Annotated in this window: 11 protein-coding genes; 4 read left to right on the forward strand and 7 right to left on the reverse strand. The window is 56.7% G+C overall.

Annotated elements, in window-relative coordinates; all coding sequences use genetic code 11:
• Window positions 1-216: 216 nt before the first annotated feature.
• The 5 genes from MC50_RS23615 to MC50_RS23635 form a co-directional block, all read right to left on the reverse strand.
• Window positions 217-1,287 carry an ABC transporter ATP-binding protein gene (locus tag MC50_RS23615; RefSeq protein ID WP_032687215.1) on the reverse strand — a complete coding sequence of 357 codons (1,071 nt, stop codon included), beginning with the start codon at window positions 1,285-1,287 and terminating at the stop codon, window positions 217-219.
• Window positions 1,280-3,049 (reverse strand): ABC transporter permease, encoded by a 1,770-nt coding sequence (locus MC50_RS23620; protein WP_032687214.1) that lies wholly within the window; start codon window positions 3,047-3,049, stop codon window positions 1,280-1,282. The genes MC50_RS23615 and MC50_RS23620 overlap by 8 nt, the downstream gene beginning before the upstream one ends.
• A 108-nt stretch (window positions 3,050-3,157) precedes the next feature.
• Window positions 3,158-4,246 carry an ABC transporter substrate-binding protein gene (locus MC50_RS23625; protein WP_032697329.1) on the reverse strand — a complete coding sequence of 363 codons (1,089 nt, stop codon included), beginning with the start codon at window positions 4,244-4,246 and terminating at the stop codon, window positions 3,158-3,160.
• Between the two features lie 406 nt (window positions 4,247-4,652).
• Window positions 4,653-5,471: a phytanoyl-CoA dioxygenase family protein gene (locus tag MC50_RS23630; protein WP_047665052.1), complete on the reverse strand. Its 819-nt coding sequence runs from the start codon at window positions 5,469-5,471 to the stop codon at window positions 4,653-4,655.
• A gap of 207 nt (window positions 5,472-5,678) precedes the next feature.
• Window positions 5,679-6,593, reverse strand: coding sequence for a LysR family transcriptional regulator (locus tag MC50_RS23635; RefSeq protein ID WP_032687211.1), 915 nt, complete (start codon window positions 6,591-6,593; stop codon window positions 5,679-5,681).
• 500 nt (window positions 6,594-7,093) lie between these two features.
• Here MC50_RS23635 and MC50_RS23640 point away from each other — a divergent pair, with 500 nt between their 5' ends.
• The 4 genes from MC50_RS23640 to MC50_RS23655 are packed head-to-tail and all read left to right on the forward strand — an operon-like array spanning window position 7,094 to window position 11,087.
• On the forward strand, window positions 7,094-8,614 hold the full coding sequence (locus MC50_RS23640) for an amino acid ABC transporter permease/ATP-binding protein (RefSeq protein WP_032687209.1): 1,521 nt from the start codon (window positions 7,094-7,096) through the stop codon (window positions 8,612-8,614).
• 25 nt (window positions 8,615-8,639) lie between these two features.
• Window positions 8,640-9,512 carry a phytanoyl-CoA dioxygenase family protein gene (locus tag MC50_RS23645; RefSeq protein ID WP_032687208.1) on the forward strand — a complete coding sequence of 291 codons (873 nt, stop codon included), beginning with the start codon at window positions 8,640-8,642 and terminating at the stop codon, window positions 9,510-9,512.
• 20 nt (window positions 9,513-9,532) lie between these two features.
• Window positions 9,533-10,351 (forward strand): transporter substrate-binding domain-containing protein, encoded by an 819-nt coding sequence (locus tag MC50_RS23650; RefSeq protein WP_032697339.1) that lies wholly within the window; start codon window positions 9,533-9,535, stop codon window positions 10,349-10,351.
• Window positions 10,352-10,355: 4 nt separating this feature from the next.
• Window positions 10,356-11,087 carry a class II aldolase and adducin N-terminal domain-containing protein gene (locus tag MC50_RS23655; RefSeq protein WP_032687206.1) on the forward strand — a complete coding sequence of 244 codons (732 nt, stop codon included), beginning with the start codon at window positions 10,356-10,358 and terminating at the stop codon, window positions 11,085-11,087.
• A 41-nt stretch (window positions 11,088-11,128) separates the two neighbouring features.
• Here MC50_RS23655 and MC50_RS23660 read toward each other — a convergent pair whose 3' ends face one another.
• Together MC50_RS23660 and MC50_RS23665 are read right to left on the reverse strand one after the other, a co-directional pair.
• Window positions 11,129-11,617 carry a TlpA family protein disulfide reductase gene (locus tag MC50_RS23660; RefSeq protein WP_047665054.1) on the reverse strand — a complete coding sequence of 163 codons (489 nt, stop codon included), beginning with the start codon at window positions 11,615-11,617 and terminating at the stop codon, window positions 11,129-11,131.
• Complete coding sequence (locus MC50_RS23665; RefSeq protein ID WP_032699588.1) at window positions 11,604-12,299, reverse strand: ABC transporter ATP-binding protein; 696 nt, start codon at window positions 12,297-12,299, stop codon at window positions 11,604-11,606. The genes MC50_RS23660 and MC50_RS23665 overlap by 14 nt, the downstream gene beginning before the upstream one ends.
• Window positions 12,300-12,303: the final 4 nt, after the last annotated feature.

Here is a 12,303-nt window from a genome sequence, read left to right on the forward strand (position 1 = left end):
GGATATTAACCATATTTCGCGCCACGCTTATTCGCTGAGGGACAAGCAGGAATGACGGCGGCGATGAATTATTCGCCGCGACGGTGAAAAGCGGCCGAATATAGAATTACCGCAGGGAAATGGTTTCTTAACGGAATATTTTCATGGCGCCAGTATCACGCTATTTATTGCGCGGACGGCGCTATCGCTATCGCCGTCCGCCACCGACGTTCCGGCTTACGCTCGCGGGAAAATCCACAGATCGTTGACCGGGAAGGTCAGGTGACAATGCTCCGTATTGCGCAGCGATGAACCATAGGCGCGAATGGCGAAATCATCTCCCCGGGTACGGAACAGGTACTCCCAGCGGTCGCCGAGATACATGCTGGTTAACAGCGGTAGCTCCAGCATATTATCCTGGGGCGTCGCCCCAAGGCACAGACGCTCTACGCGGATCACCGCCGTCGCATCCTGCCCGACGTTGACCCGTCCGTCCGCCATCCCCCAGAGCGCCCAGCTTGCCCCTTCAATCCGCGCCCGTCCGTCCACCACATCGGTAATCTTACCGTGCAGGCGGTTATTGCTGCCCATGAACTCGGCGGCAAACAGCGTCGCCGGATTGCCGTACATCTCCTGCGGCGTCCCCTGCTGTTCAATCACGCCATTGTTGAGCAGCAGGATACGATCGGAAATCGCCATCGCTTCGTTCTGATCGTGCGTGACCATCAGCGCCGACAGCCCCAGTTTGATAATGAGCTCGCGCAGAAACACCCGCGCCTCTTCGCGTAATTTGGCGTCAAGGTTCGACAGCGGTTCATCAAGCAGGATAACCGGCGGGTTGTAGACCAGCGCCCGCCCAATCGCCACCCGCTGCTGCTGCCCTCCCGATAGCTGATGCGGATGGCGGTTGCCGAGGTGCCCCAGCCCCAGCTGATCGAGCACCGCCTGCACCCGCTGTTTCATTTCGCCAGAGGCGACTTTACGCAGCCTGAGCGGGTAGGCGACGTTCTCGAAAACCGTTTTGTGCGGCCACAGAGCATAGGACTGAAACACCAGACCAAGATTGCGCGCCTCGGCCGGAATTTCGCTGCGCGGATTGCCGTCATAGACCGTCTGCTTGCCGATAGCGATCCGCCCGCCGGTGGGCTTCTCCAGCCCGGCAACCGCGCGCAGCAAGGTGGTTTTCCCGCTGCCCGACGGCCCCAACAGCGACACCACTTCTCCCCGCTTCAGCGTCATCGACACCCCTTTCAGCACCGGATTGTCGCCATAGGTCAGATGCAAATTTTCTACTGATAATTCAATCATGTAATTTCACTCCAAAGCGCAGGGCGATACCCAACCCGACCACCACCAGCAGGATATTGATAAACGAGAGCGCGGCGACAATATCGATAGCTCCCGCAGCCCACAGCGAGACCAGCATCGAACCAATGGTCTCCGTTCCCGGCGAGAGCAGATAGACGCCGGTGGAATACTCACGCTCAAAGATCAGAAACATCAGCAGCCAGGAGCCAATCAGGCCGTAGCGCGACAGCGGCACCGTAACGTGGCGCGTGACCTGGCCCCGCGAGGCACCGTTGCTCCGGGCGGCTTCTTCCAGCTCCGGCGCCACCTGGAGCAGGGTTGAGGAGATTAACCGCAGCCCATAGGCCATCCACACGACGGTATAGGCCAGCCAGACGCTGAAAATGGTATTGCGCAACGCCCGCAGCTGCACAATCAAATGTTCGCGCAGCCAGTCGGCCACCGGCAGCGCGGAGAGCCAGCCATTTTTCAGCGACTGATCCAGCCACATCGGCAGGAACAAAAACACCCACAGGAACGCCAGTCCGGCCAGCAGGCCCGGCACCGCACGCGGAACCAGCACGCTGTAGTCGAGAAAACGCGTGACATTGTCCGCTTTGCGATGCATCGCAATCCCGACAAACAGATAGCAGATCACCGCCAGCGCGCCGCCGAAAATACCGATGGCCATGGAGTTGACGATGGCCCGCAGCAGGTTCGGCTGCTGCCAGATATTACGGAAGGTCGCCAGCGAGAGTTCATCCCAGAGAGAAACCCCCACTCCCCAGTTGGAGATAAACGCCCGCATGGCCACGCCAATCAGCGGCACGCCGATAGTCACGGTCAGCCAGAAAACCACCACCCCACCGGCAACCCAGCGCCACTTGCCGAGCGGTAGCGCTCGCGCCTGCGACGCTTTGCCTTTCATGGTCACAAACCGATTGGCCGTGCGCATCAGGCGACGCTGCAACATGACCAGTGGAATAGTGATACAGATAAGCACGACCGCCACCGCCGCCATCAGATGATAGGAGGGCGTACCGAGTTTATTGGTGAGTTTATACAGGTAGGTGGCCAGCACCATGTTGCCTTCCGGGTCTCCCAGCACCAGCATCAGACCAAACACTTCGAGGCCGAGGAAAAACAGCAGCACGCAGGCATAGAGAATGGACGGACGGACCATCGGCAGGCTGACCGAGGTCATCACCTGAAGCGGAGATGCCCCCACGGTCCGCGCAGCCTCTTCGACATCCGAACCGACGCTACGCAGCGCGGAGGAGATATAGAGATAGGCGTGCGGGACGTGGGTCAGCCCGGCAATCACCACAATGCTGAACATGGAGTAGATATTCCACGGCACAAACCCCAGCAGTTGCTCTGCCCATTGCGAGAAAAACCCGACCGGTCCGGCCGCCACCACATAGCCAAAAGCCAGTACCATCGGAGAAACAAAAATCGGCACCAGAATCAGCGGTTCAATAAACCGACGCCCGGGCAAATCAGTACGCACCATTAAGAACGCGAGGATCCCGCCCAGCGGTATCGCAATCAGCACCAGCCCCACCGCCAGAATAAAACCGGACTTCAGCGCGAGATAAAAGTCAGGGTCGGTAAAAATAAACTCAAAGGCCCCCAGGCTGAATTCTTTGCTGCGGGCAAAAAACGGGGCGGAAAGAAAGCTCTGCACCACGATAAATAACAGCGGGATATAAATCACTAATGCCGTTATCACTACCACGATGCCGCGCGGTAGCCCCTGCCACTTTCTGCGTATTACATTCATAGCTTATCCCTTTGGTCAGGCGCGGAGTACAAACCAGACGGGTGTTGAAAACCGGGAATACCCGGCGCGAAAAGGCGGCGCATCCGATGATGCGCCTCCTGGCAGGTATTATTTTGCGGCGGCGGTACGCCATTGTTTGATAAATTCCAGACGTTTTTTCGGTTCCAGATATTCCAGTAACGTTTCATCAACCGGAATCGGCTTCAGCGCGTTACCCAACATTTTAGTCATTCCGTCGATATCATTTTTGCCTTCGATATCGTTACGAATAGAGGGAATATCCGCCTGATTAGCCAGAATACTCTGCCCTTTTTCCGACAGGACATAATCGAACCACAGTCTGGCGGCATTCGGGTGTGCGGATTCCTGGGTAATAAACGAGACCCGCGACAATACCAGCACATAATCTTTTGGATATGAAATCCCCAATGACGGATCGGTTTTCGCCCGCGCCTCGGCGTAGGAGCCGAGAATGTTATAGCCCAGCAGGTTTTCACCCGAGGAGACCCTCTCCATCATGGTGCCGGTTGAGGACTGCACGGTCAGGCCGCCTTTCGCCATTCCGGCCAGATCGGCGAAATAGTTGGCGTCGGCTTTGCTGTCCTGTACCGCCAGCATGAAGCCCAGTCCCGATTTCTCAATATCGTAGGTGGTCACTTTGCCTTTGAATTTATCCGCCTGCGCGGTGACCAGTTTTGCCAGCGCGGTGTGTGAATCCGGGACATCCCCCTGCGGAATCAAGCGTTTGTTATAGATAAAGACCACCGGTTCATAGGTGGTTCCATAGGCTTTTTGCTGCCACACCGCCCATTTCGGCAGCTTGCTCAGTTCAGGAGAGGCGTACTTTTCGGCATAATCCGTCGCCAGTTTTAGCGCCGTATCCATCGATGAACTCCAGACGACATCGCCGCTCCCGCCGCCCGCCGCCTGCTCGCTGATATAGCGGTTATAGAGTTCGGTACTGTTCATATCGTTATATTCAACTTTGATCCCAGGGTACTGCGCCTCGAACCCTTTAATTAACGGGCCTGCGGCTTTGGTATCCGTCGTCGAATAGATGACGACCTTGCCCTCTTTCACCCCGGCATCAACCACTTTTTGATAATCAGCCGGGTAACCCTGGGGTAATTCTGCCAGAACGGAACAGGAGAAGACTGTCGTCAGTGAAACCACTAAACCACCAATTTTCCTATACATAAAACCAACCCTTAATTATCATTTATTAAACACAAATTTAACATATAGCGAGACATCAGGACCTTGCAATGACGGGGGGTGTTTTTTTCCGGCTTTTGTGACGCTGGCGTAATTTAAATAAACGGGCGCCAACGGCGGTCAAAAATTGAGGAATATGGCGAAGAATATTTCCCCACGCCCGGAAACAAATATTAAGACAACCTTAAGAATCAGCTGAGATGTTGATAAAACGGGGGCAGTGCCTTCCCTGTAAGGAATGGCTGCAGGCCAGAATTGACCTGCAGAAGGGCAATTTTCCGCCACTAAATGGCGTTGCGGGAAATAATACGGGCGGTATGGCTAACAGCAGAAAAAGGGGGTCGGGAAAATTCAGGCCGGGAGGAGACGGCCCGGTGATGATTCAACATCACTCTCGCGGCCAGACCCGGGGAAACAGCGGAGAGACCAGCGCCTCGCCATCTTTCAGCGTCAGCTCCGGGAACGGCGGCGAGGTGACGCCGCCGCGATCGGCGAAGGTGGCGTCATCCCCGACCCAGCGAGCGGAAAAGACCCGTCGCGCGCGCGCGGTCGCATTGCCCCTCGCGCCGTGCAGCGTCCGGTAATGAAAGGCGACCGCATCTCCCGGCTCCAGCGCCCAGCTGACAATATCGTAATCATCCTGATGCGCATCAATATCCGGCAGCTCTTTAAAACGGCTGTGCGCGTAGAGCTTTGAGCCGTTAAAACGGGTTGGGCTGTACTCGTCGCCCCAGCGGTGAGAGCCGCGGATGCAGCGCAGCGAGATCGCTTCCGCCACCGGGTCCAGCGGGATCCAGAAGCTGACGTTTTGCTGCCCTTCGACGCAATAATAGGGCTGATCGTGATGCCAGGGCGTCACCGTGCTGCCGCCGGGCGGCTTCACCAGCGTATGTTCATGGAAAAACGTTGCCGTCTTCGATTGCATCAGCGCAGCGGCGATTTCCGCCGCCGGCGAATGCAGGACAAAGCGTTCAAAGTCAGGGATTCGCGACCAGTTACAATAATCCTGAAAAAACGGGGCGGAGCCATCTTTCGGCACCACCGTGCGGGCGTGGCCATACTCGCTGGGGTTGGCCATCAGCTCCGCGACGCCGGCGGCCAGGCTTTCAATCCACGGCCTGAACACCCCCTTCAGCAACACGACGCCATCCTGCTGATAGCTGTCGATGGTCTGCGAATCAATATGTGGGTCACGCTGATTTTGCATAGCTAACCTTCCTGTGTGGAGAGATGAGGTGGCAGGAGGTGACCCTGGCAGGGCCAGCTATTTAGCCACCGCGAATGGAACCCCTACAGGTTATTTAATCTGCCATCACAGGTAAATTATTATAAAACGAGTCGCTGAATAGAAAATTACGAGCCTTAATGGCAGTGGAAAAATAAATAAGCCTGCGGTGATCGCAGGCTTATTTATTCAAAAATGTGCGGGGGTTAATTCAATACTGCGGCAATAGTCCATAAACAGTTGCGTCGGTCGGGTCGGTTCATTATTGGCAAGATGCGCCATAATTAATGTCGACGCGGGCATATCATCTTCAATATCTAATTGCACCAGTCTCTCGCCGTCATAGGTCATATCGCACAACGGCCGGGTGACTAATACCGAAAATCCTAGCCCCTGTCCCACCATACAGCGCACCATTTCGATAGAGGGTGAACTGTAGGCGACTTCAGGGTGATAGCCCTTCTCTTTAAATATGGTGATGAAATAATTCTTGCTGGGCACCGCATCGAGCAAAATCATCGGCTCATGGCTGAGCTCCTGCAAGGTGACGCTATTTTTCTGCGCTAATGGATGGCTGGCCGGCAGCAGCGCATAGGGTTTATGCGGCGCATTCAGCATCTCTTTATTAACCGAATGGCCTAATTCCAGATCGTAGACCAGCGCCAGGTCGAAGCGCCCGCGATGCAGACCGTGCATTAACTCATGCTGTTCGCCGTCATACAGCTGGAGGGTGATGTCGGGGTACATTTTTTTAAACCCGGCGACCAGCTTTGGCATGTACAGCGGCGCGACGGACTCAAAGCAGCCGACGGAAATCGTCCCGGAAACCAGCTCTTTATCGGCGCGGGAGTTTTGTTCAAACTCATAGGAGAGCCGCAGCAGCTCTTTTGCTTTCTCATAAAAGCGCCTTCCGCATGAGGTCAGCGAGACGCCCTGGGCGTGATGGCGAATAAACAGCTGCTGCTCAAAAGTGCTTTCAAGGTTTTTAATGGCAATCGAGATCGACGGCTGGGCAATATGGAGCTGCCGGGAGGCTTCAGCGATACTCTCGGTCTCTACAACGGTGACGAAGTATTTAAGTTGTTTGAGCGTGAATCGCGTCATAGCCTTACCCTTTACGAAATATTGTCACAAGCGGAAACGGGATAGTTTCCTGATATGCAATCTGCAAGCATCGTGCCATTTCGCTATAGGTTCGTTTATTTCCTCGCTGAGCAAATGATTTATTTAGCGTCGCGGCGCAATGAAAATCATGGCGACACCGCCGCATCCGTTTAATTGCACCAACCTGAATCACGCTGCACCAAATTAATTCTTCATGCGCCCCAATATGGTACAACTCGCGATTTAAAGGCCGGTTCCGTTATCCCCTCCGTGTAATTGTTTTTTTAATGTTTAGTTCTTGTTTCGCACTCATTGCTTTAAATTTATTGAAATTAATCCACCTGTATAGTTTTTTTAAACTTAAAGACCAAAAATTTACTAATTGCCTCGCAGCGAAAACTGCCAGCATAGTGTTATTGCAAGATAAACCCTGGCGATGCCCCATTTTTGATCATCGGTATCGCATTCATGTCCGTTAATTATGGCGAGTGAAATAGCCCATGACGTTTAACTGGAACTACATGTTAAGTCTGCTCAGCGATGCAGATTTTTGGCAGGCCACCTGGACCGTCATTAAATTAAGTCTGCTGACCTGGGGTTGCAGTATTGTGCTGGGATTTGTTCTCGCCCTGGCCAAGCAGTCGCCGCGCAAACTGTTTAATCTTCCGGCGCGGCTCTATATCTGGCTGTTTCGCAGCCTGCCGCTGCTGGTACTGCTGATATTCGTCTATAACCTGCCCCAGGCGGTGCCGTCGTCAGCGCCAGTGCTCAACGACCCGTTCTGGGCCGGTCTGCTGGCGATGGTGCTAAGTGAAGCCGCCTATGTCGCCGAAATCCACCGGGGTGGCCTGCTGTCGATACCTAAAGGCCAGAGCGAAGCCGCCCGGGCGCTGGGACTGCGCTATGCCGGTACCCAATGGCGGGTGATTATTCCCCAGGCGCTGCGCGTCGCCCTCCCCGCGCTGGCCAACGAATATATTGCCGTCGTGAAGCTCAGCTCGCTGGTGTCGGTTATCTCCCTGACCGAGATTTTAATGGTCGGCCAGCGCCTTTATTCACAAAACTTCCTGGTGATGGAAACCATGGCGGCGGTGGCGTTCTACTATGTGCTGATCGTGACCGTTTTCGACTTCCTGCTCAAACGCCTGGAGAGCTATCTCGACGTCACCCGGCGGAAAGTCACGCGCCCCATCGACAGTGAGATGCAGCGGCTGGCAACGCAAACACGCCCGGCAACCGTGCGCAGCGCGGTCGATAACTCGCAGCCGGCGCTGCAGGCGTCAAAACTGCACAAAGCCTATAACAACGTGGAAGTGCTCGGGGCCGTCAGCCTGCAAATTCAGCCGGGAGAGGTGGTCTCGGTGATTGGCCCCTCCGGCTCCGGGAAAACCACGCTGATCCGCCTGCTCAACGGACTTGAGCAGATCGACAACGGTGAAATTCGCATCAACGGCCAGCCGTTTATTCACCTCGATCGCCAGGGGGTGCAGAAACCGCGTTTTATGGAAAACGCGCAGTACCGCCTCAACATCGGCATGGTCTTCCAGAGTTTTAACCTGTTCCCCCATCTGACGGTTCTCGGCAATCTGCTGCTGGCGCCGCGCTACCATCGGCTGGCCCCGGAAGCCGAGCTGAAGCAGCAGGCCTGCGAATTACTGCATAAGGTCGGCATGCTGGAGCACGCGTGGAAATATCCGCACCAGCTTTCTGGCGGCCAGCAACAGCGCGTCGCCATTGCCCGGGCCCTGATGATGCGACCGCAAATCATGCTGTTCGATGAACCCACCTCGGCACTTGACCCGGAAAAGGTCAATGAAGTGCTCCAGGTTATCGAATCGCTGGCCCATGAAGGCATCACCATGGTCATCGTGACCCACGAAATGAATTTTGCCTTCAAAGTCTCTGACCGGATTGTCTTTATGGAAAAAGGGCGCGTGGTATGCGACGACACGCCGCAGGCGATGCGCGACGGCAACCATCCGCGCGTTGACGCCTTCCTGAAAGATGTCTCCCTGGCTTAACTCTCCGCTTGTGAAAGGAAAAATTATGATCGCGCAGTGGCAAATCGAACAGTTTCATCAGCAGGGTTTTCTGGTGGTCGAAGGGGTGCTGTCCCCTGACGAAATCGCCGCCTTGCAGCAGGATTTTGACGGTTGGGTCGAAGAGAGCCGCCGCCATACCGAGGTGTGGGGCGAGACGCTGGACGGTCGCCCGCGTTTCGACCTTGAAGGGGATCACCGCGCCGATCACCCTTCTCTGCGCCGGGTCAGTTCGCCGACGGAGATTTCCGTCGCCTTCGAACATGCCGCCCTGCAATCGCGCATGGCGACCATCGCCGCCCAGCTGATCGGCGGCAGCGGCACCCGTTTTCATCACAGCAAAATCAACTCCAAGCTGCCGTTTACCGCGACGCAGGTGAAATGGCATCAGGATTTTCTGTTCACGCCGCACAGCAATGACGACATCATCACTGCCCTGCTGATGGTCAGCGACGTCACGCCGGAAAACGGCCCGCTGAACGTGGTGCCGGGGAGCCACAAGGGGCCGCTGTGGTCCCACTGGCAGGACGGGCGTTTTACCGGCTCAGTTGACGACGAGGTGGTATCCGAGCAGTGCCAGCAGCCCGAAGCCTGCTTTGGCCCGTCAGGCTCGGTGTGCTTTATGCATACCCGCCTGCTCCACGCCTCGAGCCCCAATGAAACCGAACAGCCGCGGACGCTGTTTATCAGCGTTTACGCCGCCGAGGACGCCCTGCCCTTTGGCGAAAACCCCTTGCCAAGCCTGCACGCGGGCCAGCTGGTGGCCGGCGTGGAGAGCGGCCTGGTACGCAGCGCCGCCAACCAGCTACGTTTGCCGCAGAAGCCGCGCGGCGCCTCATTCTTCGTTCAGCAAGCCGGCCACGATCTTGCCAGCATGTAATGTCATCCCTGGAGGTTTTTATGAAACGCTTTAATGTTCTGCTTCTTTGCACCGCTGGCGCCCTGACCTCGTTCAGCACTTTTGCGGCGTTCCTGCAGCCGGGGAAAATTACCGCCGGTTCGGATATGACCTTTTATCCTTATGAATATATGCAAAACAACCAACCGGCCGGTTTTGATATTGAGTTTCTCGCCGGTCTGGCTAAAACCATTGGCCGTGAGGCGGTGAATACCGATACCCGCTTTCCTAATCTGATCCCCGGTCTGCAGGGCGGGCGGTTCGATATTACCAACTCCTCGATGTATATCACCGCCGAACGCCTGAAGGTGATCGACATGGTGCCGTACCTGAAAAGCGGCGAATCGATCCTGGCGCTTAAAGGCGCCAGCTATCAGCCCAAAACTCCGGAAGCGTTCTGCGGCCATAAAATCGGCTCGATGGGAGCCACCTCCTGGCTGGCGCAGCTGCAAAAACTGTCGGCGGACTATTGCGTGAAGAAAGGCCTGCCGCCCATTGTGCTGAGCGAGTACAGCACCGACCCGCAAACCACCCAGGCGCTGCTGTCGCGGGCGGTGGAGGCGCAGATTACCGACGCGGCGGTCGCGCGTGGTGTCGTTGAGAAGCTGGGCGACCGGATCGTTATCTCTTCCGATACCTTAATTTACCCGGTGCTCAACGGCTTTGGCGTCAAAAAAGGCAACAGTGAAGTGAAAAGCGCCCTTGAGGAGGGGCTGAAGAAATTCAGCGCCACGCCGGAATACGCGGCGCTGCTGAAAAAATATCACTTCCAGCCGCCGACGGAAGACGACCTGAAAACCCTGATGCCAAAAGCGGAGTAAGGCGATGGCTTACTCTTTCGAAGAACAAACGCGGATCGATCTGGCGGCGACCTTTCGCATCATCGCGCATCTCGGCATGCATGAGGCCGTCGCCAACCACTTTAGCGCGGCCCTGTCGGCGGACGGCAAAAAGTTTCTGTTGAATCCGAAGTGGAAACACTTTTCGCGGATCCGCGCCAGCGACCTGCTGCTGCTCGATGCCGATGATGAAGCGACCGCGCTGCGACCGGACGTGGACGCCACCGCATGGGCGATCCACGGCCAGATTCATCAGCGGCTGCCGCAGGCGCGGGCGGTGCTGCATCTGCACCCGATCTACACCACCAGCGTCGCCTGCCTGGCGAACCCGCAGATCCTGCCGGTCGATCAGAATAGCGCGCGCTATTTTAATCGTGTGGCGGTGGATACGCTGTACGGCGGAATGGCGGATACCGTCGCCGAAGGGGCGAGACTGGCCGGGCTGTTGGCGGATAAGCGCCGCCTGCTGATGGGCAACCACGGGGTACTGGTTACCGCCGCGACCATCGGCGAGGCGTTTGACGATATCTGGACGCTGGAGCGGGCCTGTCAGATTCTGGTCACCGCGTGGTCAACCGGCCAGCCGCTGAAGGTGTTGTCGGCTGAGGTGGCGGAGAAAACCGCCCAGGACTGGGAGAACATTGCCGATTTTTCCCGCCAGCACTTCGCCGAGATGAAGCAGCTGATGATAGATGCCGATCCTTCGCTGCTGGACTGAGCGATCCTCCCTCTCCCGGGCCGACGCCCGGGATATCGCTATTAAGGCTGGGCCAGGCGGGTAAAAACCGCCTGGAGTTCTTCGGGTTTTCGCCACCCCTGATGCAGGTCGCGCACCCGCCCGCGTGCGTCAATCACTATCGATGTCGGCGTCCCGATCACCTGATAACGATCCTGAGTAATATGCAGCTGGTCGCGCAGCACCGGGTAGCTGATGCCATGCTTCGCCAGCAGCGGAGCAATCTCCACCTGCTCCGGGTCGGTATTCACCCCCACCACTACCAGTTTATCCGGCCAGCGTTGGCTGAGCGCCTGCAGCGTATCCATTTCCGCGAGACAACCTCCGCAGTTGGCCGACCAGAAATTGAGATACACCGCCTTCCCCTCCCAGCGTTCCAGGCTGGCAGGTTTGCCTTGCATATCAAAAGCCGCCAGCGCAGGTGCCGTCTCGCCACGGGCCAGCTTCTCTTCTTTACAGCCTGCCAGCAGCAGAAGCAGCAGTATCGTTATCATGACTTCAGGCATGCGCATCGGTATTAACCTCCTCGCCGAGATATTTGCCGTGCTGGAGCCGGACGATACGGTCAGCGAATTTTCCCAGCGCCGGGTTGTGGGTCACCATCACGATAGTGCGCCCCTGACGATGCAGGTCGGTCAGCAGGTCCAGCACCCGCTGTTCATTCTCTTCATCCAGGTTACCGGTGGGCTCATCGGCAAAAATCACCGGGGGTTCATTGACCAGCGCCCGGGCAATACAGACACGCTGCTGCTCCCCGCCGGAGAGCTGGCTGGGTAAATGGGTCATGCGATGTTCAAGGCCAACTTGCGCCAGAACTGCCCTGGCCGCCGCCTCATCGACGACGCTGTGGTAATGCTGCGCCAGCATGATATTTTCCAGCGCCGTCAGAAAAGGAATCAGATGGAACTGCTGAAACACCAGGCCTATCTTCTGCGCGCGAACGCGCCGCCGCCCTTCTTCATCCAGCGCCGCCGCATCGGTTCCGTCGAGGATAACCTGCCCCTCGCTGGCGGTGTCCAGACAGGTCAGGATATTCATCAGCGTGGTTTTCCCGGAGCCTGATGCCCCCATAATGGCGACGAACTCACCGCGGGCGATGCGCAAATTAATGTCATCCAGCGCGCTAACATCGCCGAAGCGCTTAGATAAATGACGGGTTTCAATCGCCATCTGACGTAAAGGCGTGACGGTCATGGCG

Origin of the sequence: Klebsiella planticola, assembly GCF_000783935.2 — a bacterium.
Classification (GTDB): domain Bacteria; phylum Pseudomonadota; class Gammaproteobacteria; order Enterobacterales; family Enterobacteriaceae; genus Klebsiella; species Klebsiella planticola.